We start from the raw sequence: 26,106 nt of genomic DNA on the forward strand, positions 1-26,106 counted from the left end.
CCGGGTCGGCTACCGTAGCTCCGTGACGCAGACCGAGGGACCCGGGGGCACGGGATTCCTCTACGGCCTCTACCAGGCCCGCCTCCGGCGCCAGCTGCACGGCGCGCCCCTCCCGCACCATGTCGCGATGATCATCGACGGCAACCGCCGCTGGGCTCGGGAGCGCGCCCTCGAGACGGCCGCGCACGGACACCGGGCGGGCGCCGAGAAGATGCGCGAGTTCCTCGCGTGGTGCGACGAGCTCGGCATCCGCGTGGTCACGATCTACCTGCTCTCCACCGACAACCTCCAGGGGCGATCGAGCGACGAGCTCGACCAGCTGTTCGAGATCATCGCCGACCTCGCCGACGACCTCTCCCACGCGGCCGACTGGCGCATCCAGCACGTCGGAACCACGGAGGGACTCCCCGAGGGGCTCGCCGCCTCCCTCCGCGCCGCGCAGGAGCGCACCTCGGGCAATTCGGGCCTGCACGTCAACCTCGCGGTCGGATACGGCGGCCGCCGTGAGATCGCGGATGCCATGCGCAGCATCGTGCGCACCCACGGCGCCTCGGGTGGCACCGTCGAGGAGCTCGCCGAGATCCTCACCCCCGAGCTGATCGGCGAGCACCTCTACACGCAGGGGCAGCCGGATCCCGACCTCATCATCCGCACCTCCGGCGAGCAGAGGTTGTCGGACTTCATGCTGTGGCAGTCGGCGCACAGCGAGTTCTACTTCGTGGAGGCGCTCGGCCCCGACCTCCGCGCGGTCGACTTCCTGCGAGCGGTGCGCGCCTACGCGAACCGTCACCGCCGATTCGGACAGTGAGCACCATGACGAGCATCGACGATTACGCGGCCCGGTTCCACGAGGAGCCCGGCTATCTCGACTTCGCGGCAGCCGGTCCCATCGGAGACACCGCGCGCGCCGAGGCGGAGGCGTTCCACACGATCCTCGCCGGTGGGCGGTTCGGTTCGTTCGCGCCGTTCTTCGAGCAGCCGGGGCGCGTGCGCTCCGCGGTCGCGGCTCTCACCGGATTCCACCCGGAGCAGATCTCGTTCCAGCCCAACACGAGCCAGGGCCTCATGCACGCCCTCTTCGGGCTCACCGGCAACGTCGCGCTGTCGCCTGCCGAGTTCCCGTCGCTGCCGTTCGCCGCGGTGCGGGCGCAGGAGGCCCTGGGCGTCGTGGCACCTCAGTGGCTCGAGACCGACCACGGTCGCGTCACGCCGGGGAACATCCGCGACCAGCTCGACGCGTCGACCGCTGCGGTCGCGGTGAGCCTCGTCGATTTCCGCACGGGGCATCTGGTGGACCTCGAGGGCATCCGGCAGGTGATCGGCGACCGCTTGCTGATCGTCGACGCGATCCAGGGGTTCGGGGTGGTCGAGGCGCCCTACGAGGTCGCCGATGTCGTGGCCGCCGGGGGCCAGAAGTGGGTGCGCGCCGGGTGGGGCACCGGATTCCTCGCCCTCTCGGATCGCGCGCTCGAGCGCCTCACGCCGGTGTGGTCGGGGTTCACGGGCACGGAGGCCGACGGCATGCCGCTCGACGAGGTGCTGCCGCCTGCGAGCGACGCCCGGGCGTTCGCGGTGTCGAACCCGGATCCGATCGCTATGGCGCGCTTCGCGGGAGCGCTCGAGGAGATCGCCGAGGTCGGCGTCGCGGCGATCCGTGCTCGGATCGCGTCGCTCGTGGGTGAGGTGATCGACGCGGCGGACGAGTTCGCTCTGCCGGTGGTCTCGCCGCGCGCAGAGGCTGAGCGTGCGGGCATCGTAGTGATCGAGCCGGATGCCGATCAGCTGACGGCGCTCGCGGCCGCTCTGCACAACCACGGCGTGAGCGCCACAGTGCGTGGTGGCACGGTGCGGCTGTCGCCTCACGCGTCCACGGATGCCGAGAGCGTCGCGATGCTCCGCTCGGCGCTTCTCTCCTTCGCCACTGCCTGAGGGGTCGCAAACTGTCCGAGACACGGCGTGTTTCGCGCAGTTTGCGACCCCTCAGGCACCGGTCTGGAGAGTTCACGGAGACGTAACACAGACCGGCGCGTGTCGCGGCCGGGCGTTCCCGGCGGCCGGGCTTAGCGTCGGGACATCAGACACCGTGTCTGATCGGAGCGGCCACACAAGTTCGCACCGATGAGCCCCTGGCCGATCCGCGACAGGATCCGGGTGGCCTCCCACCCGGGGATGGAGTGGGAGTGCCCGCGCTCGACAAGCCCCAGCAGAAGTCCACGACCGTCGCAGTTCAGGAACGCACGCAGGGGGAGCGCACATACGTGCTCGACACCTCCGTGCTGCTGAGCGATCCCAGCGCGATGTTCCGATTCGCGGAGCACGCTGTCGTGCTCCCGGTCGTCGTGGTCACCGAACTCGAATCCAAGCGCAACGACCCCGAGATCGGGTACTTCGCACGCCAAGCGCTCCGACTGCTCGACGACCTGCGCGTCGAACACGAACGCCTCGACTTCCCGATCGCCGTGGGCGACGCCGGGGGTTCGCTGCGGGTCGAGCTCAATCACTCCAACATGTCCGTGCTGCCCTCGGGCCTCCAGCTCGGCGACAACGACTCGCGCATCCTCGCGGTGGCGATGAACCTCGCCGCCGACGGACTCGATGTCGTCGTCGTCTCGAAGGATCTCCCGCTCCGCGTCAAGGCCGCGTCCATCGGTCTCGCGGCGGAGGAGTACCGGGCTGAGCTCGCCGTCGACTCCGGATGGACGGGCCTCGCCGACCTCGAGATCTCCAGCGAGCAGATGGCTCAGCTGTACGACACCGAGACGCTGGCATCCCGCGCCGTCCAGGATCTGCCGGTCAACACGAGCCTCATCCTGCACTCGGAGCGCGGATCGGCACTCGGACGCGTCGCCTCCCGCGGCGAGGTGCGACTGGTGCGCGGCGACCGCGACGTCTTCGGCGTACACGGCCGCAGCGCGGAGCAGCGTCTCGCGATCGACCTCCTTCTCGACCCGGAGGTGGGGATCGTGTCGCTCGGCGGGCGCGCGGGCACCGGAAAGTCGGCGCTCGCCCTGTGCGCCGGCCTCGAAGCCGTCCTCGAGAAGCAGCAGCACCGCAAGATCATGGTGTTCCGCCCGCTCTACGCGGTCGGTGGTCAGGAGCTCGGCTACCTGCCGGGCGACCAGGCCGAGAAGATGAACCCCTGGGGTCAGGCCGTCTTCGACACCCTCGGTGCACTCGTCTCCGAGAACGTGCTCGAGGAGGTGATCGAGCGGGGCATCCTCGAGGTGCTGCCGCTCACCCACATCCGCGGCCGTTCGCTGCACGACGCGTTCGTGATCGTCGACGAGGCCCAGTCACTCGAGCGCAACGTACTGCTCACCGTGCTCTCGCGGATCGGGCAGAACTCGCGCGTCGTCCTCACCCACGATGTCGCCCAGCGCGACAACCTGCGGGTGGGTCGGCACGACGGTGTCGCGTCGGTGATCGAGACCCTCAAGGGCAATTCGCTCTTCGGCCACATCACGCTCACCCGGTCCGAGCGGTCGGCGATCGCCGCCCTCGTCACCGAGCTGCTGGAGTCCAACGAGCTCGCCTGAGCCCGTCCGCCATCTGCGGCGTCGGGCCGCGTCCGCGAGGAGATCGTCGACGCGGACCCGGCGCCCAGGTTGCGGGGATCAGCCCGGGTGAGTCATCGAGAGCACGTCGAGCGAGGCGTCGAGCTGCTCGAGCGTCAGCTCGCCACGCTCCACGAAGCCGAGGTCGATTGTCGCCTCGCGCACGGTGATGCCCTGGGCGACCGCGTGCTTGGCGATCTTCGCGGCGTTCTCGTATCCGATGAGCTTGTTGAGCGGCGTCACGATCGACGGCGACATGCCGGCGAGGGCCGCCGCGCGCTCGATGTTGGCCTCGAGCCCGTCGATGGTCTTGTCGGCGAGGACACGCGTGGAGTTCGCGAGCAGGCGGATGGACTCGAGCAGTGCGGTGCCCATGACGGGGATCGCGACGTTCAGCTCGAAGCTGCCGGTGGCGCCCGCCCAGGCGACGGTCGCGTCGTTGCCGATCACGCGCGCGCCGACCATGATGACCGCCTCCGGCACCACGGGGTTCACCTTGCCGGGCATGATCGACGAGCCGGGCTGAAGGTCGGGGATCCGCAGTTCGCCGAGGCCCGTGTTCGGGCCGGACCCCATCCAGCGCAGGTCGTTGCAGATCTTGGTGAGCGACACGGCGATCACGCGGAGCGCACCGGATGCCTCCACGAGCCCGTCGCGTGCGCCCTGCGCCTCGAAGTGGTCCTTCGCCTCGGTGACCGGCAGCCCGGAGGCGGACGCGAGCTCGGCGATGACCTTCTGCGGGAAGCCTGCGGGGGTGTTGATGCCCGTGCCGACGGCCGTGCCGCCGAGCGGGACCTCTGCGACGCGGGGGAGGGCCGCCTCGACGCGCTCGATTCCGAGCCGAATCTGCCGGGCGTACCCGCCGAACTCCTGGCCGAGCGTGACCGGGGTGGCGTCCATCAGGTGGGTGCGCCCCGCCTTCACGGCGTCCTTCCAGAGCTCGGCCTTGGTCTCGAGCGAGGTCGCCAGGTGGTCGAGCGCGGGCACGAGGTCGTCGATGAGCGCACCCGTCACCGCGACGTGCACCGAGGTGGGGAAGACGTCGTTGGAGGACTGCGACGCGTTGACGTGGTCGTTGGGGTGGACAGATGAGCCGAGCTTCTCGGTGGCGAGGGTCGCCAGCACCTCGTTCATGTTCATGTTCGAGCTCGTGCCCGAGCCGGTCTGGTAGGTGTCGACCGGGAAGTGCTCGTGGTGCGACCCGGCGATGATTTCGTCGGCTGCCGCCACGATCGAGTCGGCGATGGCCGGGTCGAGAACGCCCAGCTCGGCGTTCACGATCGCTGCCGAGCGCTTGATGCGGGCGAGGGCCACGATCTGAGCCGCCTCGAGGCCCGTGCCGGAGATCGGGAAGTTCTCCACCGCACGTTGGGTCTGGGCGCGGTAGAGCGCCGAGGCGGGAACTCGCACCTCCCCCATGGTGTCGTGCTCGATGCGGAACTCGGCGTCGGTGCCCATGGTGAAGCCTTTCAGTGCGGGTGAGGGATGACCGGGTCAGTCCTCGGGACCGGTGACATCGCCCACCACGACGGCGGGGACGGCGGTTCCCTCGAGGAGCTTGTAGTTCGCCCCGACGACAGCCAGCGTACCGTCGGCGATGGCGTCGGTGATCAGCTCGGAGCGGGCGACGAGCGCGCTCACGGTGCGCTCGAGGTGGGTGATGCCGACGTGCTCCGGATCGCGTGACGGCGCGGCGCGCACGGCCGGTCGGATCGCCGCGATATGCCCGGCGATGTGCGGCGGGAGCGGGCGGGCGTCCGGGGAGTCGAGGTCGATCGCGGCCTGCACGGCACCGCACGCGTCGTGGGCGAGCACCACGATCAGCGGGGTGTCGAGAACCGCCACGGCGTATTCGAGCGAGGCGATCACGGAATCGGAGATCACCTGGCCCGCGTTGCGCACGACGAACAGGTCGCCGAGACCCTTGTCGAAGATGATCTCGGCCGCGAGTCGCGAATCGCTGCAGCCGAAGAGCGCCGCGGCCGGGGCTTGAGCGGCGGCCAGCTCGGCACGCCGCTCCACATCTTGCCGCGGATGCTGCGGCGCGCCCGCCACGAAGCGCTCATTGCCGCGGGTCATCTCGTGCCACACCTGAGCGGGGGTGCGGCGGGTGGTCGTATCGCTCATCCGAGCTCCTTCGCGACGGCGCCCGCAAGCACCTCGAATTCTTCATCGTCGGCGGTGCCGGCGATCACGATGGTCGACGTGCCCGCCTCTGCGACGAGCGCGTACGCCACATTCCCGATGTCGTCGGCGTCGCGGCGGTCGTGAGCCTGCCATTGCATGCCACCCATCGTGCGCTCTCCGTCAGCAGGCTCGCCGCGGACCTGATCGTCGACCCAGCTCGCGTTCGCGTCGATGCCCTGCACGATCGCGAGGTAGCGGCCTTCGGGGGTGACGAATCCGATCTGCCAGACGGTCACGCCGTCGGATCCGGTGGAGAGCGTGGCGCGGTTGGCTGCCCAGCCGTCCGGAAGCTCGGGCACGACGAGCGGCACCTCGACCGCCTGCTGCGCGGCTGCTCCCTCGGCGACGTAGTCGACCGGCTCGATCCGGGAGCCGGTGTCGATCAACCCCACCGCGAAGACCAGGATGAGCGCGGCGAGCAGCGAGACGATGGTCGCGATGCCGAGGTTGAGGGCTGTCTGGTTCGTGCGGCGCTTCTCGCGAGCCGCATCCTTGCGGTCGGCGGTCTCCTGCGGGGTTTCGGCGCGGCCCAGCTCGGCCACGATGGGACGACCGTGCTCGTCCCGTCCCGACTCCCGAGGGCTCACGATTCCTCGGCCGCCGCGCGCGCCGCGTCGAGGCGCGCCTTGGCTCCCGCGAGCCACTCCTCGCACCGCTGGGCGAGAGCCTCGCCCCGTTCCCAGAGCGCGAGCGACTCTTCGAGGGTCGCCGCCCCCTGCTCGAGACGTGACACGACCTGCACGAGCTCGTCGCGCGCCTCCTCGTAGCTGAGGGAGGCGACGTCCGCGGGGGTGGCGTCGGTCATGACCTCCAGCCTACTCGGCGGTGGCGGTCAGTTCGCCGGACGAGAGACGGATGTGGAGAGCCTCTCCGGACGCGACCGCCGCCGCGTCGCGGACGATCGCATCCCCCGTGCGCACCACCGCGTAGCCGCGGTCGAGCGTGCGTTGCGGAGAGAGCGCGCGCAGTTGGGAGGCGAGCTCGCGCGTGCGGTTCTCGGCGCGTTCGAGCCCGAGTTGTGCCAACTGCGATCCGCGATCCACGAGACGGATGAGGTCGTCCCGCCGACTCGACACGATCGTCTGCGGATCGGCCAGCACGGGCCGCGAGCGCAGGGCTTCGACGCGGTCGATCTCGCCACCGACGAGCGACGCCATCCGCATCGCCATGCGTCCGCGCGCCTGCTGCACCCGTGCGAACTCCTCGGCGACGTCGGGCACGACGCGCTTCGCGGCGTCGGTCGGGGTCGAGGCGCGCAGATCAGCCACGAGGTCGAGCAGCGGGCTGTCGGCCTCGTGACCGATGGCCGAGACGAGCGGGGTCGTGCACTCGGCTGCCGTGCGCACCAGCTGCTCGTCGCTGAAGACCAGGAGGTTCTGGAAGTCGCCCCCGCCCCGGGCGACGATGATCACGTCGACCTCGGGGTCGGCGTCGAGTTCGCGGATCGCGGCGGCGACCTCGCGCGCGGCCCGGTCGCCTTGCACGGCGGCGTGTCGCACGCGGAACGCGACCTGGGGCCAGCGCAGTTGCGCGTTCCGCAGGACGTCCTTCTCGGCGTCCGAGTCCTTGCCCGTGACGAGTCCGATGCACGACGGCAGGAAGGGGAGCGGCTTCTTGCGCTCGGCGGCGAAGAGCCCCTCCGCCTGCAGCGTGCGCTTCAGCCGTTCGAGCTGGGCGAGCAGATCACCGAGGCCGGCGTGCCGCACCTCGGAGGCCACCATCGAGAGCGTGCCGCCGCGCATCCAGAAGTCGGGCTTCACGAGGGCGACCACCCGATCGCCCTGTGCGAAGGTCTCGGTGAGCCTCTGGAGGGTCGACGACCATACGGTCAGCGATACCGTGGCGTCTTGCTCGAGGTCCTTGAGCTTGGCGTAGACCACCCCGCGGGCGAGGTTCCACTGCGTCAGCTCACCCTCGACCCACACCGATCCGAGCCGATCGATGTAGCCCTTGATCTTGGTGGAGAGCGTCGCGACCGGCCACGGAGACTCGGCCGTCGGTGCCCCGGGCTCGCTCATCCGGACAGGCTACGGGATGCCGCCGACCCGCGGCGCGCGGACCCCGGCCCGTAGACTCGGGGTGTGAGCGCAATCACGAATGGAGCCCTGGGGACGACCCTCGAGGCCCCGCGCGTCCCCGCGCAGCGCGGTCGTCTGCGCGACGAGCCGGTCGACCGTCCGAAGCGCGTGCTGCTCGCGGCCCCCCGCGGATACTGCGCGGGTGTCGATCGCGCGGTGATCGCGGTCGAGAAGGCGCTCGAGAACTTCGGCGCTCCGGTCTACGTGCGCAAGCAGATCGTCCACAACATCCACGTCGTGAGCGAGCTGGAGCGCCGCGGCGCGATCTTCGTCGACGAGGTCGACGAGGTGCCCGCAGGATCCCACCTCGTCTTCTCGGCACATGGCGTCTCGCCGATGGTCGTGCAGGCGGCGGCCGACCGCGAGCTCCTCGCGATCGACGCGACCTGCCCGCTCGTCACCAAGGTGCACCGCGAGGCGACGCGCTTCTCGAAGCAGGACCTGCAGATCCTCCTCATCGGCCACGCCGGGCACGAAGAGGTGGAGGGCACGATGGGGCACGCGCCGGATCGCACGATCCTCGTGAATTCGCCCGACGACGTCGACACGATCGAGGTCGATGATCCCGACAACCTCGTCTGGATCTCGCAGACCACGCTCTCGGTCGACGAGACCATGGAGACCGTGCGGCGCCTGCGCGAGCGCTTCCCGAAGCTGCAGGATCCGCCGTCCGACGACATCTGCTACGCGACGCAGAATCGCCAGGTCGCGATCAAGAAGGTCGCGCCGGGGGCTGACCTCGTGATCGTCGTCGGCTCGGCGAACTCCTCCAACTCGGTGCGTCTCGTCGAGGTCGCTCTCGAGCACGGCGCGAAGGCCGCATACCGGATCGACTACGCGAGCGAGATCCAGCAGTCGTGGCTCGACGGTGTCGCGACGGTGGGCGTGACGAGCGGTGCATCGGTCCCCGAGGTGCTCGTGCAGGAGGTCATCGCGGACCTCGCCGATGCCGGCTACCGCGACATCGAAGAGGTGCGTACGGCGGAGGAGGACCTTATGTTCTCGCTCCCCAAGGAACTGCGCCGCGATGCCTCGGGTGCCGCGGATGCCCGAGCGCTCGGCGGGCGCGCGCGGAGCTGATCAGGGGTGGCGCGCGTCTCGGGCTGGATCGGACCACGCACGTCCAAGCTCTTCCGCGTGCGGGCGACGCTGCTGCCCCGCGAGGTCGCCGCGCGGGTCATCACGGGGAGCACCGCGAGGGTCGCGTGGTCGGCAGGGGCCCTCATGGTCGTTCTCGCGATTCCGGTCCTCGTCGAGAACCTCCTGATGAAGGACGCACTGGACGCGATCCCGGTCCCCTTGGCGATGCTGTTCGTCATGCTGGCACTCATCGCGGTCGCACTGCGGTGGACGACCACCGCGGTCACCGTCGCGTATCTGGTGATCGCGGGCGCAGCTGCCCTCGTCTATGAGGTGAGCCTTCTGCAGAACATCCCCAGCATGGGAGACGGTCCGGCGTTCGTCCTCAATCGACCGACGCTGGCTCTCGTCACGATCGGGGTCGTCACCACGTCGGCTGCCGGGTCGATCCTCTGGGCCGCCACCGGCTTCGCCGTCGCGACCGCCGTCTCCGTACTGTCCGCGATCATCACCGGAACGCCTTTCAATCCCGGCTGGGGCCCCGCGATGATCCTCGCCCTCTCGGCGGTGCTCTACTCGACCCTGTTCGCGATCCAGGCGCGGCAGCGTCGGCGGCTGCCCGGGTTCGAGGAGCTCGAGGCCGCGACCCTCCGGCGGTCGGCGAGCGCGAACCTCGCCCAACGTTCGACCGCGCTCGTGCACGACACCGTGCTCAACGACCTGACCGTCGTGATGAACGGACCGGATGTGCTCGACGAGCGCGCTCGCAATCGACTCACCGACGACCTGGAGACGCTCGAGGGTCCCGATTGGGCGCGTACCACTCAGACCGTCGCGGTCCACGATGAAGCGCAGGCCCGAATCCGCAACGCCCTCACAGAGATGACGAGCGAGTTCCGCTGGAGAGGCTTGAACGTCGGAGTGACCGGCGCCCGAGGGGCGATCTACTCGTATTCGCCCGAGGTGGCGGACGCGCTGCTGGGGGCCATCCGAGCCGCTTTGGAGAACATCCTGCGCCATTCGGGCACCAACTCGGCCGACATCGAGGTGGTCTACCGCGCCTCGGATGTGACCTTCATCATCACCGATCAGGGCCGCGGTTTCGACACGAGCGCCGTCGATCCCGCACGGCTCGGGGTGCGGGGATCGATCGTGGCCCGGATGACGGCGGTGGGCGGCTCGGCCCGGATCTGGTCGTCGCCCGGCTCCGGTACGACCGTGCTGATCACGGCGCCCGTGTTCGAGGTGCTCGCACCCCCGGATCCCCCCGACCATCAGAGGGGCGATCATGCCGACCCGTCGTAAGCTCTTCGCGGTCGCGCCGCGGGACCTGGACCCGACGAGCTGGTTCATCGGACCGTACGTTCCCGTCGTCTTCGGACTGTTCGTGCTCGTGTATGGCGGGCTTCTCGCGGCGCTCACCTGGGGACAGACCGCGCACCCGCTCCTGCAGTTCGCGGCTGTCGGACTGTGCGTCCTCGCGTGCCTCCTCGTGCACATTCTCACGCGCAGCCCGGTTCGCGCCGGCGTGCTGATCGCTGCCGTGGTCGTGGTGCTCGGCGGGGCGGGACTCGTGGTGTCGGCGATCGGCTACGCCGGATCGGACTTCTCCGTCGAACTGTGGTGGGCGCCCTTCAGCCTCGGAATCACTCTCGCGACGCTCGCGCCCTACCTTCCGGCGGTCCCGCTGGCGATCACGGGTGGTGCGGTTCTTGCGACGTCGGTGCCGATCGCCTTCGTGATCATCGATTCGTCGGTGCCGATGTGGGGGCCGGTGACGACGTTGATCATCGTCGCGCTCCCCGTCCTCACGAGCACGTTGATGATCACGGTCTTCTCCGCGACGACCGTGAGCGCCATGCTGCCGATCGTCGACAACCGCTCCCGCGAGGTGATCTCGACGGTCCTCGAGCCGCACCCGGACGACGAGGAGACCGAACGCACGAACCTCGCCCGCCTCACGGCCCGAGCCGTGCCGTTCCTCAGGACGATCGCGAGGCGGGGAACGGTGGAACCGTTGGATCGGGCCGTTGCAGGTGAGATCGCACGCTACCTCCGCGACGACCTTGTCTCCCGCACCGACCTGGCCTGGATCGGCCTCCCGGCTGACGATCGCCGGGTCGTCGTGATCGATCCGGATCGGCGTGCGGATGTGCTCCGACCGGCGCAGAGGACCGCGATCCGCGATCTGGTGAACGCCATTCTGAACGACTCCGCGGTGGATGCCGCGTCGATCCTCATCGAGCTACGCGCGCAGAGCGACGGCTCGACCGCGATCGCGATCTCGTTCGACGCCGACCAGCCCGAAGGCCGCAAGGTCCGGCACCTTGCGCCGTACTACTTCAATTTGCGAGGCGAGGTCGCCGACGTTCGTCTGGAACGCTCGCGGCTGTCGTTCCGGGTGCCCCCGGCCGACCGGCCGTGATCGGTCAGCGGCTGATGGCGTGGCCCGCGGAACCCAGCTGGTTCGTGGCCTCGATGACGCGCTTCGCCATCGCCGACTCCGCCGTCTTGCCCCAGGCGCGCGGGTCGTAGACCTTCTTGTTCCCGACCTCGCCGTCGACCTTCAGCACGCCGTCGTAGTTGCGGAACATCGTGTCCGCGATCGACCGCGTGAACGCGTACTGCGTGTCGGTGTCGATGTTCATCTTGATCACGCCGTTCGCGACCGCCTCGGCGATCTCGGCATCCGTGGACCCCGATCCGCCGTGGAAGACGAGGTCGAGCGGCTTCTCGCCCGTGCCGTACTTCGCCGCGATTCCGGCCTGGATCTCACCCAGTAGCTCGGGGCGGAGCTTCACGTTGCCCGGCTTGTAGACGCCGTGCACGTTGCCGAAGGTGAGCGCGGCGATGTATCGGCCGTGCTCTCCGAGGCCCAGAGCCTCGACCGCCTGCTCCACGTCGCCGAGAGTGGTGTAGAGCGCCTCGTTCGAGCCCTCGTGCTGCACGCCGTCCTCTTCGCCGCCGACGACGCCGATCTCGACCTCGAGGATCGCGCGGATGTTCTTGAGCCGCGGGAGGAGCTCCTTCGCGATCTCGAGGTTCTCGGCGAGGGGCACGGCGGATCCGTCCCACATGTGCGACTGGAAGATCGGGTTGCGACCCGCCTTGACCTCGGCCTCGGACGCCTCGACGAGGGGCATGACGAAGCCGGGCAGCGCGTCCTTCGGGCAGTGGTCCGTGTGCAGGGCGACCGTGATCGGGTAGTTCTTGGCCACCTCGGTGGCGAACGCGGCGAACGCGAGAGCGCCGGATGCGCGGGCCTTGACGGTCTGACCGGCGAAGTAGTCGGCGCCGCCGGTGGTCACCTGGATGATGCCGTCGGATCCGGCCTCGGTGAGTCCCTGGAGCACGGCGTTGATGGTGGAGGACGAGGAGACGTTGATCGCGGGGAACGCGAATGCGTTCTTCTTCGCGGTGTCGAGCATCTCGGCGTACTGATCCGGGGTGGCGACGGGCATGGGGTTCCTCCTCGAGGCGTGGGGTGTCGGATCGAGTCTAGGGGGAGCCGCGAAGGCCCCCGAGGGTCATTCGGCCCAGTCGAAGGTGCGCTCGACCGCTTGGCGCCAGCGGGCGATCCCGTGGGCGCGCTCCTCCGGATCCGCGGATGGCTCCCAGCGGCGGTCCTCCCGCCAGAGTGCGCGGAGCTCGTCGAGATCCGACCACACTCCCACCGCGAGCCCCGCCGCGTACGCCGCACCGAGTGCCGTCGTCTCGGCGACCGCCGGGCGCACCACCGGAACGCCCAGCACGTCGGCCTGGAACTGCATGAGCAGCTCGTTCGCCACCATGCCGCCGTCGACGCGCAGCTCGTCGATCGGTGTCTCCAGCTCGGCGTTCGCCACCTCGAACACATCGAGGCTCTGGTACGCCACCGCTTCGAGTGCGGCGCGGGCGATATGAGCCTTGGTGGCGAACCGCGTGAGGCCGACGATCGCACCGCGCGCGTCCGCACGCCAGTACGGAGCGAAGAGCCCGGCGAAGGCGGGCACGACGTAGACGTCGCCGTTGTCGTCGACGGATGCGGCGAGCTTCTCGATCTCGGCGGAGGAGTCGATGATGCCGAGGTTGTCGCGCAGCCACTGGATGAGCGACCCCGTCACGGCGATCGACCCTTCGAGCGCGTACCGCGGCGCTTCGTCGCCCAGCCGGTAGGCGACGGTCGTGATGAGGCCGGCCTCGCTGTGCACCCTCTCGGTGCCGGTGTTCACGATGAGGAAGTTGCCGGTGCCGTAGGTGTTCTTGGACTCGCCTGCGTCGAAGGCGGCCTGGCCGAACGTGGCCGCCTGCTGATCGCCGAGGATCCCAGCGATCGGCACATGACGCAGCAGGCTTCCGGACGCGGCGTGCCCGTAGATCTCGGACGACGAGCGGATCCGGGGGAGCATCGCGCGCGGCACCCGGAACGTCGCGCACAGCTCGTCGTCCCAGTCGAGCGTCTCGAGGCTCATGAGGAGCGTCCGGCTGGCGTTGGTGACGTCGGTGGCGTGCACGCCTCCGTCCACTCCGCCGGTGAGGTTCCACAGCACCCAGGTGTCGGGCGTGCCGAACAGCAGCTCGCCCTGCTCGGCGCGCTCGCGGGCGCCGTCGACGTGATCGAGGATCCAGGCGATCTTCGTGGCCGAGAAGTAGGTGGCGAGGGGGAGGCCCGTGCGGTCTGCGAACCGGCGGACGCCGCCGTCGCGCGCCAGCGCATCCACGGTGTCCTGGGTGCGAGTGTCCTGCCAGACGATCGCGTGGTGAACGGGGCGACCGGTGGTGCGGTCCCAAACGATCACGGTCTCGCGCTGATTGGTGATGCCGATCGCGGCGACGTCGTGGCGGGTGATCCCGGCGTCGCCGAGCGCCGCGCCGATGACGTGTCGCGTGTTGGCCCAGATCTCCATCGGGTCGTGCTCGACCCATCCGGGCCGGGGAAAGTGCTGCCGGTGCTCCTGCTGGCCGACGCTCACCACGCGGCCCTGTCGGTCGAAGACGATCGCGCGTGTGCTGGTCGTGCCTTGGTCGATGGCCACGACGTGGGCGGGCTCGGCGGCTTCGGCGGGTTCGGCGGGTTCGGCGACGTGTTCGGATCCGGCCATGCTGGTCTCCTTCGATCGCCGTCAACGCTAGTCGTGGCCGCGGCGATCGAAGGGAGGCGGTCCTGCCGATTGCGGAGTGAGTGCTCACTCACTTATGATCATCGCGTGGCACTTCCCTCGGAGTTCGTGGTCGTCAAGGAGCGCGCGCGTCCGCTCGCGCCCGACGACCGGCGGGAGGCCATCCTCGAGGCCGTGGTGCCTCTGCTCCGGGAGAAGGGGCGCGATGTCACGAGCCGCGAGCTCGCCGAGGCGGCAGGCGTCGCCGAGGGCACGGTCTTCCGGGCGTTCGGTGACAAGGAATCGCTGCTCGTCGCGGGGGTCACGAAGCTGCTGGACCCCGAGCCGTTCCGCGCCGAGTTGCGTCGGCTCCCGCATGACCTCTCGCTCGAAGACAAGATCGCGGCGCTGGTCGAGGCCCTCCGCGGGCGGTTCCGCGAGATCTTCGAGATCATGCGGCTGTTCCAGCTCGACGGGCCACCCGCTCCGCGCGAGGGTGCTCGAGAGGAGTGGATCGAAATCGTCCGCGACATCCTCGCCCCCGACGTCGAGCGCCTGGGAGTGCCCGTCGACACCCTGGCCTGGTACATCCGTCTCGTCGCGTTCGGCGCCTCGATCGACCGTGTCAGTGCGAGGCCCTTCGACTCCGTCGAATTGGCCGGTGTCATCGTGCACGGCGTCGCCGTTCCCTGAGGTCCGCCTCCGTTTCTTCTCCCCACCACCGCATCGCTCTCACGAAAGAAGCACCCGTGCTCGGATCCCTCCTTGTGAAACACCTGAGGCCCTATTGGGCTCTCCTCGTCGGCGTCGTCGTCTTCCAGTTGGCGCAGTCGATCGCGACGCTCTACCTGCCCGCGCTCAACGCCGACATCATCGACAATGGCGTCGCGACAGGCGACACCGGCTACATCCTCGCCACCGGCGGGCTCATGCTGCTGATCACCCTCGGCCAGATCACCGCCGCGATTCTCGCGGTCTACTTCGGGGCGAGGGCGTCGATGGCGCTCGGTCGGGATCTGCGCGCCGCGGTGTTCCGTCGGGTCGGCGAGTTCTCCGAGCGCGAGGTCGCCCGTTTCGGGGCGCCATCGCTCATCACCCGCTCCACGAACGACGTGCAGCAGGTGCAGATGCTCGTATTGATGAGCTGCACGATCCTGGTGTCGACGCCGATCCTGGCGATCGGCGGCGTGATCTTCGCGCTCCGGGAAGACGTCATGCTCTCGTGGATCATGGTGGTCGCCGTTCCGGTGCTGCTCGTCGCGGTGGGGCTCATCATCGTGCGGATGGTTCCCCAGTTCCGCAAGATGCAGACGCGCATCGACAACGTCAACCGCGTGCTGCGCGAGCAGCTCACCGGCATCCGCGTGATCCGCGCCTTCGTGCGCGAGGAGCGTGAGCGGGAGCGGTTCGCGGTCGCCAACCGCGAGCTCACCGACACCGCTCTGCGCGCCGGCCGGCTGTTCGCGCTCATGTTCCCGGTCGTGATGCTCGTGCTCAACGTCTCGAGTGTCGCGGTGCTGTGGTTCGGAGCGTTCCGGATCGAGTCGGGCGAGATGCAGGTCGGCTCGCTCATCGCGTTCCTCAGCTACCTCGTCCAGATCCTGATGGCCGTGATGATGGCGACGTTCCTCGCCGTCCTGCTGCCGCGCGCGGCGGTGTCGGCCGATCGCATCGGCGAGGTGCTCGGTACCGAGCCCTCGGTGGTGCCCCCGCTCGCGCCGGTCACCGAGCTCGTCTCGACCGGCGAGGTCGAGCTCCGCGGTGCGACGTTCGCGTACCCGGGAGCGGAGGCGCCCGTGCTGCGTGAGGTCTCGTTCACCGCACGCCCGGGGCGGATGACGGCGATCATCGGCTCCACCGGATCCGGAAAGACCACCCTCGTGAACCTGCTGCCACGGCTCTTCGATGTGACGGGCGGCGCCGTGCTCGTCGACGGGGTCGACGTGCGGGAGCTTGATCCGGAGCTGCTGTGGAGCCGGATCGGGCTCGTGCCTCAGCGGCCGTACCTGTTCTCCGGCACGGTCGCGTCGAACCTGCGCTACGGCAACCCGGATGCGACGGATGAGGAGCTCTGGGAGGCGCTCGAGATCGCGCAGGGGCGCGACTTCGTCGAGGCGATGCCCGAAGGGCTCGACGCCCCGATCGCCCAGGGCGGCACGAACGTGTCCGGCGGGCAGCGGCAGCGTCTCGCGATCGCGCGGGCGTTGGTGAAGCGACCCGAGATCTACGTCTTCGACGACTCCTTCTCGGCGCTCGACACCGCGACCGACGCCCGGCTGCGGCAGGCGCTCGCCCGGGAGGTGTCCGACGCCACCATGATCGTCGTCGCCCAGCGCGTGTCGACCATCCTTCAGGCCGACCAGATCGTGGTGATGGAGGACGGCGCGGTCGTCGGCCTCGGAACCCATGAGGAGTTGCTCGCGAGCTCCGCCGAATACCGCGAGATCGTCGAGAGCCAGTTGAGCGCGGAGGAAGCGGCGTGAGCGAGAACAAGACCGACGCACCGGCACGCCCCCGCCCGCCCGTCCAGCGGGGACCGGGCGGCGGAGGACCGTTCGGCGGGGCGGGCATGCCCGCCGAGAAGGCGATGTCGTTCGGGCCGTCGGCCCGGCGCCTGATCGGGCGGCTGCGCCCGGACCGGCTCGGGGTGATGTTCGTGATCCTCCTCGGAACGATCGGCGTGATCCTGAGCGTCATCGGGCCGAAGGTGCTCGGGCAGGCCACCAACCTGATCTTCGAGGGCGTCGTGTCGGCTCAGCTGCCGGCGGGCGTCACGAAGGACGAGGTGATCGCGGGTCTCGAGGCGCAGGGCGACACCGCTCAGGCCGATCTGCTGCGCAACATGGATCTGCGCCCGGGTGAGGGGATCGACTTCTCGGCGCTCGCTCTCGTGCTGGGGATCGTGTTGCTGCTCTACGTATTCAGCTCGGTGTTCATGTGGCTGCAGGGCTACGTGCTCAACGGCATCACGCAGCGCACCGTGCTGCGGCTGCGTGAGGACGTCGAGGCGAAGATCCACCGCCTGCCTCTGCGCTACTTCGACCGGATGCCGCGCGGCGAGCTGCTCAGCCGCGTCACCAACGACATCGACAACGTGTCGCAGAGCCTCCAGCAGACCCTGTCGCAGCTGCTCACCTCGTTGCTGACGGTCGTCGGCGTCGTGGTGATGATGTTCGTCATCTCGCCGGTGCTCGCGCTGGTCGCTCTCGTCGCGATCCCCGTGACCCTCGCGATCACGGTGCTCGTCGCGAGGCGCTCGCAGAAGCTGTTCGTGGCGCAGTGGACCCACACTGGTGCCCTCAACGCGCAGATCGAGGAGGGCTACACGGGCCACGCACTCGTGAAGGTCTTCGGGCGGCACCGCGAGGTACAGGCGCGGTTCGACGAGAAGAACGAGGAGCTGTTCCGCGCGAGCTTCGGGGCGCAGTTCATCAGCGGCATCATCATGCCCGCGACGATGTTCGTCGGGAACCTCGTGTACGTGGCGATCGCGGTCGTCGGCGGGTTGTTCGTCGCCAACGGGTCGATGCGATTGGGCGATGTCCAGGCGTTCATCCAGTACTCCCGGCAGTTCACGCAGCCGCTCTCGCAGCTCGGCTCGATGGCGAACCTGCTGCAGTCGGGTGTCGCGTCGGCGGAGCGGGTATTCGAGCTGCTCGACGCCGAGGAGCAGAGCGCCGACCCGGTACCCGCGGAGTCGCCCTCCGGGGCGACGGGATGCCTCGCGTTCGAGGATGTCGCGTTCTCGTACGACTCGGAGAAGCCGCTCATCGGCGACCTCTCGCTGGTGGCGGAACCCGGGCAGACGATCGCCATCGTGGGGCCGACCGGTGCGGGCAAGACGACGCTCGTGAACCTGATCATGCGCTTCTACGACCCGGACGCCGGTCGCATCACGCTCGATGGCATCGACACCACCCGGATGTCGCGCGACGACCTGCGCTCGCGTACCGGGATGGTGCTCCAGGACACATGGCTGTTCGGCGGCACGATCCGCGACAACATCGCCTACGGCCGTCCGGATGCCTCGGAGGAGGAGATCATGGATGCGGCGACAGCGGCATACGTCGACCGCTTCGTGCACTCACTGCCGGACGGCTACGACACGGTGCTCGACGATGAGGGCGGCAACGTCTCGGCGGGCGAGAAGCAGCTCATCACGATCGCGCGGGCGTTCCTCGCGAAGCCGTCGGTGCTGATCCTCGATGAGGCGACGAGCTCGGTCGACACCCGTACCGAGCTCCTCGTCCAGCGGGCGATGAGCGCGCTGCGGCGGGATCGCACGAGCTTCGTGATCGCGCACCGGCTCTCGACCATCCGCGATGCGGATCTGATCCTCGTGATGGAGCAGGGGGCGATCGTCGAACAGGGCACGCACGACGAGCTGCTCGCCGCGCAGGGAGCCTACGCACGTCTGTACGAGGCCCAGTTCGCGGCCCCGATCGAGGAGGTGGCCGATGCTGTGCCGGCGATGGTCGGGGCGCCCGCCACGCCGCCTCCCACGACCGGAGAGATCGTGCTCGATGCGCTCGCGGAGGAGGGTTCACCCGAGAACGCGGAATAGGCGGCGCCGTTCCTGTGTGGTGGTGGTGCCGGCGCGGGGCGGCGGTCAGGCCGACTTCGCGTCGGCGCCGCCTTCCGCGTCCTTGGCCGTGTTCGCGGGCCGCACGAGGGTCTCGTCGATCTCGGGGCGCTCGGTGCCCAGGCCGTCGAGTGCAGCGAACTCGTTCTGCGTGAGGCGCTTCGGAGTCTCGTCGATGGTGGCCGGGGTGCTGATCACCTTGGACTCGTCGAGTGCGTCGAGCTTGCGTGCCGTGACCAGAACGCGCTGCTCGAGCGAACTCGCGAACCGGTTGTAGTGCGTGACGGTCGACTCGATGGCCCCGCGGAGGCGGTCGGCGTGCTCGGAGAGCGTCGCGAGCCGGCCGTACAGCTCCTTGCCCAGATCGAAGAGCCGCTTGGCGTCCTCGGTGAGCACGTCCTGCTGCCAGGTGAACGCGATCGTCTTGAGCAGCGCCCACAGCGTTCCCGGGTTGGCGAGGATGATCCGCTTCGAGAACGCGTAGTCCATGAGGTTCGGATCCGCCTCGACGGCCGCCGCGAGCAGGGGCTCGTTCGGAATGAACGCGATCGTGAAATCGGGGCTGGCGTCGAGTCCCGTCCAATAGGACTTCGAGGCGAGGGCGTCGACGTGGCTCCGGACCTGCTTCGCGTGCTGGGCCAGGAGTCGGGTGCGCTGAGCCTCCTGATCGCCGGTCGCGGTCGCGGGGATGGCGCTCGCCTCGATGAACGAGTTGTACGGCACCTTCGCGTCGACCGGGATCGACTTGCCGCCCGGCAGGGTGACGATCATGTCGGGGCGTCGCGTTCCGCTCTCCGACTCGATCGTCGACTGCACCGAGAAGTCGACCCGGTTCAGGAGACCCGCCGACTCCACGAGGGTGCGCAGCTGGGTCTCGCCCCAGACTCCGCGGGTCGCGTTGTTGCGCAGAGCGCTCGCCAGCTGCTCGGCGGTCAGCCGCAGTCGCTCCTCGGACTCGGTGGCGGTGCGGAGCTGCTGCGTGAGCTCGCCGTGCTGCTGCGCCCGCTGGCTCTCGAGTTCGATGACCTTCCGCTGCATCGCGGTGAGCGTCTCCTTCACAGGCGCGAGCTCCTGCAGCACCTTGCTCTCTGCGGCTGCATCTGCCTGCCGCTTACGCGCCTCGGCGTCGGTGCGCTCGACGAGCTCGCGGTACTGATCGCGCGAGGCGGCGAGCTGCTCACGAACTCCGTCGAGGGCCGCCTGTGAACCCGCCAGCTGTCGTTCGACCTCAGCGCGAAGCGCGGCCTCCTCCGCACGCGCCCGCGCGAGTTCGGCGCCGTGCTGGGCCTCACGCAGTGCCACATCGGCCACGGTCGTCGCGGGGCGCGACCGTGCGACGAGCAGCGTGGCGCCCACGCCGATCGCGAGACCGATCGCGAGCCCGATGACGAGGGGGAGCAGCGCATCCATGCGGGCAGTCTGGCAGGGTCCCCCGACATCGCCCGCCCGACATCCTGGCCCCCTTCCAGAAATGCAGGAGATCCTCTGCGGGTCGCCGCGGAACCGCGGTATTTACTGCCCGCGCCCGGCATCGATCCTGCATTTCTCGCGGGAACCACGACCACGGTCGCAGCGGAAAATGTTTACGAAATGTCTGTGAGTAGCCTCACCGGTATGGCTGACGAGATCCTCGACCACTGGGTGAGCGGAGCCGCATTCGCCGGCGAATCCACCCGCACCGCTCCCGTCTACGACCCGGCGCGCGGCGTCGTGCAGCGCGAGGTGCGTCTCGCGTCGACGGCGGACGTGGATGCAGCGGTGCAGGCCGCTCGCACGGCCCTCGCGGGGTGGGGCGGCGCGAGCTGGGCGAAGCGCCAGCAGGTGCTCTTCGCCTTCCGCGAGATCCTCAACGCCCGCAAGGACGAACTGGGCGCGATCCTGACGTCCGAGCACGGCAAGGTCTCGTCCGATGCGCTCGGCGAGATCGCCCGCGGTCTCGAGGTGGTCGAGTTCGCGTGCGGCATCGCGCACCTCGCGAAGGGTGAGCACTCGGAGAACGTGTCGACCGGCGTCGATGTCTACTCGGTGCAGGAGCCGCTCGGCGTGGTCGGCATCATCTCGCCGTTCAACTTCCCGGCGATGGTCCCGATGTGGTTCTTCCCGATCGCGATCGCGCTGGGCAACACGGTCGTGCTGAAGCCGAGCGAGAAGGACCCGTCCGCGGCGATCTGGCTCGCGAAGGCCTTCCAGGAGGCGGGGCTTCCGGACGGCGTCTTCAATGTCGTACACGGAGACAAGGAGTCGGTCGACGCGATCCTCGATCACCCGGATGTCGCGTCCGTCTCGTTCGTCGGCTCGACGCCGATCGCGAAGTACGTCTACGAGCGCGGCACCGCGGCGGGCAAGCGCGTGCAGGCGCTCGGCGGTGCCAAGAACCACATGCTGGTGCTGCCGGACGCCGACCTCGATCTGGTGGCGGACTCCGCCGTCAATGCGGGCTTCGGCTCCGCGGGAGAGCGCTGCATGGCGATCTCGGTGGTCGTCGCGGTGGAGCCGGTCGCCGACGAGCTGGTCGCGAAGATCAGCGAGCGGATGGGCGGCCTGCGTGTCGGCGACGGCACCCGCGGCTGCGACATGGGTCCGCTGATCACGCGGGAGCACCGTGACAAGGTCGCCGGGTATCTCGACGTGGCCGTCGAGGACGGCGCGGACCTCGTGGTCGATGGTCGAGGGATCGAGGTCGATGGCGAGGCGGACGGATTCTGGCTCGGCCCGACGCTCGTCGACAAGGTGCCCACGAGCTCGAAGGTGTACACGGACGAGATCTTCGGCCCTGTGCTCTCGGTCGTGCGGGTCGCGAGCTACGAGGAGGGCCTCGCGCTTATCAACGGCGGCCGCTACGGCAACGGGACGGCGATCTTCACCAACGACGGCGGTGCGGCGCGGCGCTTCCAGCGCGAGGTGCAGGTCGGCATGGTGGGCATCAACGTGCCCATCCCCGTGCCGGTCGGGTACTTCTCCTTCGGCGGCTGGAAGGACTCGCTCTTCGGCGACACGAAGGCCTACGGCCCGGATGCGATCCGCTTCTTCACCCGTCAGAAGGCGGTGACGGCGCGCTGGCTGGATCCGTCGCACGGCGGAATCAACCTGGGCTTCCCCCAAAACGGTTGAATCCGTGCGCCATAGACATGTCTGTGGCGCGCAAGACAGGGGTGCGCGGGTGTCTACCGCGCCCTAGCCATGTCTATGGCGGATGAGACTCAGATCTGGGAGTCGAAGCGGTAGGGGACCGTCGTCGGGCCGTCGTGAGGGCCCGTGTTCTCGGCGTCGCCGGCGCGGCGGTAGATGAGCTGGCCCTGCTCCCACGGCAGCACGAGCTCGTCGTCGACGGCGTCCAGATTCTCCGCATCCAGCGGGATGATCTGCGTGTCGAGCGGGCCGCCGCTGAGGCGCCCCAAGATGGTCTCGGACATGACTCCTCCGTTCCGTCGGTCAGCCTACGCGCGCGGGCGGCGGGACGTCAGGATGCGGCGGCGACGGCGGGCGGCGCGATCGACGAGATCCGCACCCCGGCGAGCTCCGAGAGTTCCGGCAGATCGATGGCGCCGTGACGGTCGGCCGCGTGGATCATGATCGCCGCGCACGCCTCCGCGTCGGCGACCGCGTCGTGGTGAGGGAAGTCCTCGAATCCGACCGCCATCGCCACGAGAGGTAGGCGATACGAGTCGAGGTGGTATGTCTTGCGTGCGAGCTGCAGGCTGCACATATAGCTGTAGCTCGGAGCGACGAGGCCGGTCGCCGCGCAGGCGGCCTTGATGACCCCCATGTCGAATCCGGCGTTGTGCGCGACCAGGATGTCGTTCTCGGCGAACGCCATCAGGTCGGGCAGCTGCTCGGTCCACCCCGGCGCGCCCACGACGTCTTCGGCGCGGATCCCGTGGATGCGGGTGTTCCAGTCCACGAAGTGGTCATGCCCAGGCGGCGGCTGGATCAGCCACCCGATGCGGTCGACGATCTGGCCGTCGCGCACCTTCACGAGACCCACCGAGCACGCGCTCGCATTGGACCCGTTCGCGGTCTCGAAGTCGATCGCGGTGAAGTCCAGGGGCACGTTCCGACTCTCGCACGGGGCACCGACAGTGGGCTGGAGACGCGCCGCCGGCGCCGTACAGCCGGGCCGTTCGGCACCCCGCCGCACGCGACGGGGCCGTCGCCGGATCTCTCCGACGACGGCCCCGATGGTGGTGACGCGACTGCTGAGCCGGTGCCTGGCACCGATGCTCAGCGGATGCGCGTGAGATACGCGAGCGCGATGATCTGCTCCCGCTCGCGAGCGCGCTGCTGCGCGAGCGCGAGTCGCTGATCGTGATCGATCAGGGTCTGCTCGAGCCGGCTCGCGCGACGCTCGCTGCGTGCAAGCGCGCGGTCGGGGCGGCGGCCCCAACGGATGAGCGCCATGCCCAGGTGCAGCGCGGCGCGGTCGATGAGCCCGACCCGGCGCGCGGGGCGCTGGGTCTCGACCCGGGTGGTCGATTGCGTGGTGTCGTGACGCGTCGTGGGCGTCAACGTGGTGTTCATTTCGGTGTCCTCGAGAGTGGTGGTTGTCGAGACCGCCTTGTGGGCGGTTCCGGAGGGTGCCGCGGATTCGGGCACGGTATCGACCACCGCCGACATGGCGGGATCGTGGACGGGACGTGATCCTCGGATGCGGAATGCATCCGGAATCGGGCTTCGAGAGCGTCGCCACCGTCATGGACGGCGGCGCAGAAACGCTCAGCCTTCCCGGACGATGATGACGCCGACGACGTCGGCGATGAATGCGAGCTGGCGCTCGCCGCGAGTGAACTCTGTGACTGTTGCGATCATCCCCGGCTCCTTTCGGCATCTGATGTGCACCGGCTCTCGGTGCAGCCGTTCACGATATCCGGCGGATTCCCAGGAACGCAAGCACCCCGGGCGTGTCGCGGTCCAGATGCAGCGAATCGGCCCGAAATAGTCCGAGCGCTCGATGCCTACCGCTCGGCGCTGACCACCTCGGCGTCCGAGCGGCGACCGACCCGCCGCAGCGCCAGCCCCAGTCCCGACGAGCCCGCGAGTCCCGCGAGGACACCGAGGGGGAGGCCCGGCATCCACGAACCGGAGAGTCCGATCGAGAGAAGGACGGCGACCGCGACGATCAGCGTGTAGCTCACCAGCTTCGCAACCACGATCATCCAGCGCGTCATCTCGTCCTCCCGCCCTCACGCTACCCGGCCGTGGAGAACGCGGGCCGGCGCCATCCACCCCCGGTACGCTTGACCCCCGTGGCTCTCACCATCGGCATCGTCGGGCTCCCCAATGTGGGCAAGTCGACCCTCTTCAACGCGCTCACCAAGAACACGGTGCTCGCCGCGAACTACCCGTTCGCGACGATCGAGCCGAACGTCGGGGTGGTGAACCTGCCGGACGAGCGGCTGCAGGTGCTGGCGCAGATCTTCGGCAGCGAGCGCATCCTGCCTGCGACGGTGAGCTTCGTCGACATCGCGGGCATCGTGAAGGGCGCGTCCGAGGGGGAGGGGCTCGGCAACCAGTTCCTCGCCAACATCCGCGAGGCCGACGCGATCGCCCAGGTGGTCCGGGGATTCGACGACGCGGATGTCGTGCACGTCGCGGGTGCCGTGAACCCGCAGGACGACCTCGAGGTCATCACGACCGAACTCGCTCTCGCCGATCTGCAGACCCTCGAGAAGGCGATCACCCGTCTCGAGAAGGAGGTCAAGGGCAAGAAGGCGGATCCCGCCGTGCTCGCCGCGGCGGTCGAAGCCAAGCAGGCGCTCGACGCGGGAACTCCGCTTTCGCGCGCGAGCGGCATCGAGCTCGGGCTGCTGAAGGAACTCGGCCTCATGACCGCGAAGCCGATCATCTACGTGTTCAACGTCGACGAGGCGGTGCTCACGGATGACGCGCGCAAGGCGGAGCTGGCGGCCCTCGTCGCTCCCGCTCAGGCGGTGTTCCTCGACGCCAAGGTGGAGTCGGAGCTCATCGACCTCGACCCCGAGGATGCGGCCGAGTTGCTCGCCTCCACGGGCCAGGATGAGTCTGGTCTCGACCAGCTCGCCCGCATCGGATTCGACACCCTCGGACTCCAGACCTACCTCACGGCCGGCCCGAAGGAGTCGCGCGCATGGACGATCCGCAAGGGCTGGAAGGCTCCGCAGGCGGCGGGCGTCATCCACACGGACTTCGAGCGCGGCTTCATCAAGGCGGAGGTCGTGTCGTTCGAGGATCTCGTCGCGGCCGGTTCACTCCCCGAGGCGCGCTCCCGCGGCAAGGCCCGCGTCGAGGGCAAGGACTACGTCATGCAGGATGGCGACGTGGTCGAGTTCCGCTTCAACGTCTGACGCACACCCCGAGCGCCACCGCTCAGCCCGCCGACTCCGACGCGAGCCGCGGCTCCACTCGCCGCTCCGGGCGGTACCCCGCCTTGTCGGCGTAGAACGCGCGGATGGCGTCCATGTCCGCGCCGACATCACCGGTCAGCTCGAGCGTGGGCCCGAGCCCCGTGGTCATCGTGGTCCGGTCGACGTAGCCGAGGGTCACCGGCATCCCCGTCTCGCGGGCGATGCGGTAGAAGCCCGACTTCCAGTGGGTGTTGCCACCTCGGGTGCCGTCGGGCGTCACGACGAGGCCGAAAACCTCACCGGCCCGTACCCGCGCCACGACCTCCTCGACCACCCGGCCGGGGTCCGCTCGGTCGACGGGGATGCCCCCGAGTCCGCGCATGATCGGGCCGCGCCATCCCGCGAACAGGCTCTTCTTCCCGAGCCAGCGGATGTCGATCCCGAGTCGCCACGCGATCGCCAGCATGAAGACGAAGTCCCAGTTGGAGGTGTGCGGGGCGCCGATGAGAACGGTCGGCCGGGTCGGCGCCGGCTCGCCCGCGAGGCTCCACCGGCTGAACGTCCAGAAAACACGGGCGAGGAGTCGGCGCATCCGGTCACGGTACGCGATGCCTCATCACGTGCGGGGAATGCGCTAGACCCCGTCGACGAGAGCGTCGCGGAGTGCCTCGGAGAGGTCGGGAGGCAGATCGACCGGCACGGCGAGGGCGTGCAGAGCCCGGGAGAAGAAGTTGCGGGCCGCTGCCGCGAGCGCGATGTCGACGATCTCGTCGTCGCTGAAGCCCAGTTCGCGCAGGCGGAGGGAGTCGGCGTCGGTCATCGATGAGGAGTCGCGCGACAGCTTCTGAGCGAACTCCATCATCGCGACCTCCGCCTCGCTCAATCCGGCGTCGTGGAAGTCGCGGGCGATACGGATGAGCTGCTCCTCGTCGAACACCTTGAGAGTTCGTCGCCCGTGCGCGAGCCGGCAGGCGCGGGATCCGATCGCCTCCGCGGCCGCAAGCGTCACGAGTTCGTAGCGACGCAGATCCATGGTGCGGATCGACGCGCGGATCAGGTCTTCGAACGCGCGGACGGCGGGCGCGTTGGTGGCCATCACACGGGTGTGCGACGGGACGTAGCCCATCGCCTCGAGGTCGTCGGCGTACAGCTGGGCGGCGTCGCCCGTGACGTCGCTGGGTTCGGGGGTGCGGATGATCGTCATGGAGTCCTCCCGGCGCCAAGCAT

General features: G+C 69.2%; 25 protein-coding genes. 11 read left to right on the forward strand and 14 right to left on the reverse strand.

Translation table 11 applies throughout. The annotated features are described in order from the left end of the window. Positions 1-22: 22 nt before the first annotated feature. The 3 genes from FVQ89_RS06705 to FVQ89_RS06715 all read left to right on the forward strand — a co-directional run bounded on the left by FVQ89_RS06705 (position 23) and on the right by FVQ89_RS06715 (position 3,536). On the forward strand, positions 23-808 hold the full coding sequence (locus FVQ89_RS06705) for an isoprenyl transferase (protein ID WP_147901065.1): 786 nt from the start codon (positions 23-25) through the stop codon (positions 806-808). A 5-nt stretch (positions 809-813) separates the two neighbouring features. Beyond that, the gene (locus tag FVQ89_RS06710) at positions 814-1,929 is read left to right on the forward strand and encodes an aminotransferase class V-fold PLP-dependent enzyme (protein ID WP_147901066.1); all 1,116 of its coding nucleotides are present in this window, start codon (positions 814-816) and stop codon (positions 1,927-1,929) included. A gap of 251 nt (positions 1,930-2,180) precedes the next feature. Next, a complete protein-coding gene (locus tag FVQ89_RS06715; protein ID WP_255513462.1) occupies positions 2,181-3,536 on the forward strand; it encodes a PhoH family protein in 1,356 nt (451 codons plus the stop codon). Positions 3,537-3,614: 78 nt separating this feature from the next. Here FVQ89_RS06715 and FVQ89_RS06720 read toward each other — a convergent pair whose 3' ends face one another. The 5 genes from FVQ89_RS06720 to xseA are packed head-to-tail and all read right to left on the reverse strand — an operon-like array spanning position 3,615 to position 7,759. After that, on the reverse strand, positions 3,615-5,012 hold the full coding sequence (locus FVQ89_RS06720) for an aspartate ammonia-lyase (protein ID WP_147901067.1): 1,398 nt from the start codon (positions 5,010-5,012) through the stop codon (positions 3,615-3,617). Between the two features lie 36 nt (positions 5,013-5,048). Next, positions 5,049-5,681: a carbonic anhydrase gene (locus FVQ89_RS06725; protein ID WP_222706050.1), complete on the reverse strand. Its 633-nt coding sequence runs from the start codon at positions 5,679-5,681 to the stop codon at positions 5,049-5,051. Next, positions 5,678-6,328 (reverse strand): DUF4245 domain-containing protein, encoded by a 651-nt coding sequence (locus tag FVQ89_RS06730; protein ID WP_187264939.1) that lies wholly within the window; start codon positions 6,326-6,328, stop codon positions 5,678-5,680. The genes FVQ89_RS06725 and FVQ89_RS06730 overlap by 4 nt, the downstream gene beginning before the upstream one ends. After that, the gene (locus tag FVQ89_RS06735; RefSeq protein WP_147901069.1) at positions 6,325-6,546 is read right to left on the reverse strand and encodes an exodeoxyribonuclease VII small subunit; all 222 of its coding nucleotides are present in this window, start codon (positions 6,544-6,546) and stop codon (positions 6,325-6,327) included. The genes FVQ89_RS06730 and FVQ89_RS06735 overlap by 4 nt, the downstream gene beginning before the upstream one ends. Positions 6,547-6,556: 10 nt before the next feature. Beyond that, positions 6,557-7,759: an exodeoxyribonuclease VII large subunit gene (gene xseA, locus FVQ89_RS06740; protein WP_147901070.1), complete on the reverse strand. Its 1,203-nt coding sequence runs from the start codon at positions 7,757-7,759 to the stop codon at positions 6,557-6,559. A 72-nt stretch (positions 7,760-7,831) separates the two neighbouring features. Here xseA and FVQ89_RS06745 point away from each other — a divergent pair, with 72 nt between their 5' ends. From FVQ89_RS06745 to FVQ89_RS06755, 3 genes are read left to right on the forward strand one after another with little or no spacing between them, the layout of a single operon-like run. Further along, on the forward strand, positions 7,832-8,899 hold the full coding sequence (locus FVQ89_RS06745; RefSeq protein WP_255513512.1) for a 4-hydroxy-3-methylbut-2-enyl diphosphate reductase: 1,068 nt from the start codon (positions 7,832-7,834) through the stop codon (positions 8,897-8,899). 6 nt (positions 8,900-8,905) lie between these two features. Beyond that, positions 8,906-10,204 carry a sensor histidine kinase gene (locus tag FVQ89_RS06750; RefSeq protein ID WP_147901071.1) on the forward strand — a complete coding sequence of 433 codons (1,299 nt, stop codon included), beginning with the start codon at positions 8,906-8,908 and terminating at the stop codon, positions 10,202-10,204. Next, on the forward strand, positions 10,188-11,324 hold the full coding sequence (locus FVQ89_RS06755; protein ID WP_147901072.1) for a hypothetical protein: 1,137 nt from the start codon (positions 10,188-10,190) through the stop codon (positions 11,322-11,324). The genes FVQ89_RS06750 and FVQ89_RS06755 overlap by 17 nt, the downstream gene beginning before the upstream one ends. 4 nt (positions 11,325-11,328) lie before the next feature. On the opposite strand, the gene fbaA is transcribed toward FVQ89_RS06755, so the two are convergent. Further along, positions 11,329-12,360, reverse strand: coding sequence for a class II fructose-bisphosphate aldolase (gene fbaA / locus FVQ89_RS06760; RefSeq protein ID WP_147901073.1), 1,032 nt, complete (start codon positions 12,358-12,360; stop codon positions 11,329-11,331). Between the two features lie 66 nt (positions 12,361-12,426). Continuing rightward, positions 12,427-13,980, reverse strand: coding sequence for a glycerol kinase GlpK (gene glpK, locus FVQ89_RS06765; protein ID WP_147901074.1), 1,554 nt, complete (start codon positions 13,978-13,980; stop codon positions 12,427-12,429). Between the two features lie 105 nt (positions 13,981-14,085). Here glpK and FVQ89_RS06770 point away from each other — a divergent pair, with 105 nt between their 5' ends. The 3 genes from FVQ89_RS06770 to FVQ89_RS06780 are packed head-to-tail and all read left to right on the forward strand — an operon-like array spanning position 14,086 to position 18,541. Further along, positions 14,086-14,670: a TetR/AcrR family transcriptional regulator gene (locus FVQ89_RS06770; protein WP_187264941.1), complete on the forward strand. Its 585-nt coding sequence runs from the start codon at positions 14,086-14,088 to the stop codon at positions 14,668-14,670. A 56-nt stretch (positions 14,671-14,726) separates the two neighbouring features. After that, positions 14,727-16,460: an ABC transporter ATP-binding protein gene (locus FVQ89_RS06775; RefSeq protein ID WP_147901076.1), complete on the forward strand. Its 1,734-nt coding sequence runs from the start codon at positions 14,727-14,729 to the stop codon at positions 16,458-16,460. After that, on the forward strand, positions 16,457-18,541 hold the full coding sequence (locus FVQ89_RS06780) for an ABC transporter ATP-binding protein (protein WP_255513463.1): 2,085 nt from the start codon (positions 16,457-16,459) through the stop codon (positions 18,539-18,541). The genes FVQ89_RS06775 and FVQ89_RS06780 overlap by 4 nt, the downstream gene beginning before the upstream one ends. A gap of 45 nt (positions 18,542-18,586) precedes the next feature. Here the strand turns inward: FVQ89_RS06780 and FVQ89_RS06785 are convergent, their stop codons facing one another. Continuing rightward, positions 18,587-19,969 (reverse strand): DNA recombination protein RmuC, encoded by a 1,383-nt coding sequence (locus FVQ89_RS06785; RefSeq protein WP_147901077.1) that lies wholly within the window; start codon positions 19,967-19,969, stop codon positions 18,587-18,589. Between the two features lie 204 nt (positions 19,970-20,173). Between FVQ89_RS06785 and FVQ89_RS06790 the strand changes: the two genes are divergently transcribed. Next, complete coding sequence (locus FVQ89_RS06790) at positions 20,174-21,670, forward strand: CoA-acylating methylmalonate-semialdehyde dehydrogenase (protein WP_147901078.1); 1,497 nt, start codon at positions 20,174-20,176, stop codon at positions 21,668-21,670. Between the two features lie 89 nt (positions 21,671-21,759). On the opposite strand, the gene FVQ89_RS06795 is transcribed toward FVQ89_RS06790, so the two are convergent. From FVQ89_RS06795 to FVQ89_RS06810, 4 genes are all read right to left on the reverse strand, one after another. Then, positions 21,760-21,972 carry a response regulator gene (locus FVQ89_RS06795; protein WP_147901079.1) on the reverse strand — a complete coding sequence of 71 codons (213 nt, stop codon included), beginning with the start codon at positions 21,970-21,972 and terminating at the stop codon, positions 21,760-21,762. A gap of 47 nt (positions 21,973-22,019) precedes the next feature. Then, positions 22,020-22,610, reverse strand: a complete 591-nt coding sequence (locus FVQ89_RS06800; RefSeq protein ID WP_147901080.1) for a 3'-5' exonuclease — start codon at positions 22,608-22,610, stop codon at positions 22,020-22,022. 170 nt (positions 22,611-22,780) lie between these two features. Further along, entirely contained in the window at positions 22,781-23,077 is a 297-nt protein-coding gene (locus FVQ89_RS06805) for a hypothetical protein (RefSeq protein ID WP_147901081.1), read from the reverse strand. A 434-nt stretch (positions 23,078-23,511) separates the two neighbouring features. Beyond that, the gene (locus tag FVQ89_RS06810; RefSeq protein ID WP_147901082.1) at positions 23,512-23,724 is read right to left on the reverse strand and encodes a hypothetical protein; all 213 of its coding nucleotides are present in this window, start codon (positions 23,722-23,724) and stop codon (positions 23,512-23,514) included. A gap of 78 nt (positions 23,725-23,802) precedes the next feature. Here FVQ89_RS06810 and ychF point away from each other — a divergent pair, with 78 nt between their 5' ends. Further along, entirely contained in the window at positions 23,803-24,879 is a 1,077-nt protein-coding gene (gene ychF / locus FVQ89_RS06815) for a redox-regulated ATPase YchF (RefSeq protein WP_147901083.1), read from the forward strand. Positions 24,880-24,901: 22 nt separating this feature from the next. Here ychF and FVQ89_RS06820 read toward each other — a convergent pair whose 3' ends face one another. Together FVQ89_RS06820 and FVQ89_RS06825 are read right to left on the reverse strand one after the other, a co-directional pair. Next, positions 24,902-25,471, reverse strand: coding sequence for a 1-acyl-sn-glycerol-3-phosphate acyltransferase (locus FVQ89_RS06820; protein ID WP_147901084.1), 570 nt, complete (start codon positions 25,469-25,471; stop codon positions 24,902-24,904). A gap of 42 nt (positions 25,472-25,513) precedes the next feature. Further along, positions 25,514-26,083, reverse strand: coding sequence for a carboxymuconolactone decarboxylase family protein (locus FVQ89_RS06825; RefSeq protein ID WP_147901085.1), 570 nt, complete (start codon positions 26,081-26,083; stop codon positions 25,514-25,516). Positions 26,084-26,106 lie beyond the last annotated feature (23 nt).

The sequence above is a fragment of the Homoserinibacter sp. GY 40078 genome, from assembly GCF_008017545.1.
In the GTDB taxonomy this organism is placed as follows: Bacteria; Actinomycetota; Actinomycetes; order Actinomycetales; family Microbacteriaceae; genus Homoserinibacter.

What these genes read in the sequence shown, in the direction of transcription:
- FVQ89_RS06710 (WP_147901066.1), top strand. Translation starts at nt 814, where the DNA reads ATGACGAGCATCGACGATTACGCGGCCCGGTTCCACGAGGAGCCCGGC.
- FVQ89_RS06720 (WP_147901067.1), bottom strand. Translation starts at nt 5,012, where the DNA reads ATGGGCACCGACGCCGAGTTCCGCATCGAGCACGACACCATGGGGGAG.
- FVQ89_RS06725 (WP_222706050.1), bottom strand. Translation starts at nt 5,681, where the DNA reads ATGAGCGATACGACCACCCGCCGCACCCCCGCTCAGGTGTGGCACGAG.
- FVQ89_RS06735 (WP_147901069.1), bottom strand. Translation starts at nt 6,546, where the DNA reads ATGACCGACGCCACCCCCGCGGACGTCGCCTCCCTCAGCTACGAGGAG.
- xseA (WP_147901070.1), bottom strand. Translation starts at nt 7,759, where the DNA reads ATGAGCGAGCCCGGGGCACCGACGGCCGAGTCTCCGTGGCCGGTCGCG.
- FVQ89_RS06755 (WP_147901072.1), top strand. Translation starts at nt 10,188, where the DNA reads ATGCCGACCCGTCGTAAGCTCTTCGCGGTCGCGCCGCGGGACCTGGAC.
- fbaA (WP_147901073.1), bottom strand. Translation starts at nt 12,360, where the DNA reads ATGCCCGTCGCCACCCCGGATCAGTACGCCGAGATGCTCGACACCGCG.
- glpK (WP_147901074.1), bottom strand. Translation starts at nt 13,980, where the DNA reads ATGGCCGGATCCGAACACGTCGCCGAACCCGCCGAACCCGCCGAAGCC.
- FVQ89_RS06785 (WP_147901077.1), bottom strand. Translation starts at nt 19,969, where the DNA reads ATGGATGCGCTGCTCCCCCTCGTCATCGGGCTCGCGATCGGTCTCGCG.
- FVQ89_RS06790 (WP_147901078.1), top strand. Translation starts at nt 20,174, where the DNA reads ATGGCTGACGAGATCCTCGACCACTGGGTGAGCGGAGCCGCATTCGCC.
- FVQ89_RS06795 (WP_147901079.1), bottom strand. Translation starts at nt 21,972, where the DNA reads ATGTCCGAGACCATCTTGGGGCGCCTCAGCGGCGGCCCGCTCGACACG.
- FVQ89_RS06805 (WP_147901081.1), bottom strand. Translation starts at nt 23,077, where the DNA reads ATGAACACCACGTTGACGCCCACGACGCGTCACGACACCACGCAATCG.
- FVQ89_RS06810 (WP_147901082.1), bottom strand. Translation starts at nt 23,724, where the DNA reads ATGACGCGCTGGATGATCGTGGTTGCGAAGCTGGTGAGCTACACGCTG.
- FVQ89_RS06820 (WP_147901084.1), bottom strand. Translation starts at nt 25,471, where the DNA reads ATGCGCCGACTCCTCGCCCGTGTTTTCTGGACGTTCAGCCGGTGGAGC.
- FVQ89_RS06825 (WP_147901085.1), bottom strand. Translation starts at nt 26,083, where the DNA reads ATGACGATCATCCGCACCCCCGAACCCAGCGACGTCACGGGCGACGCC.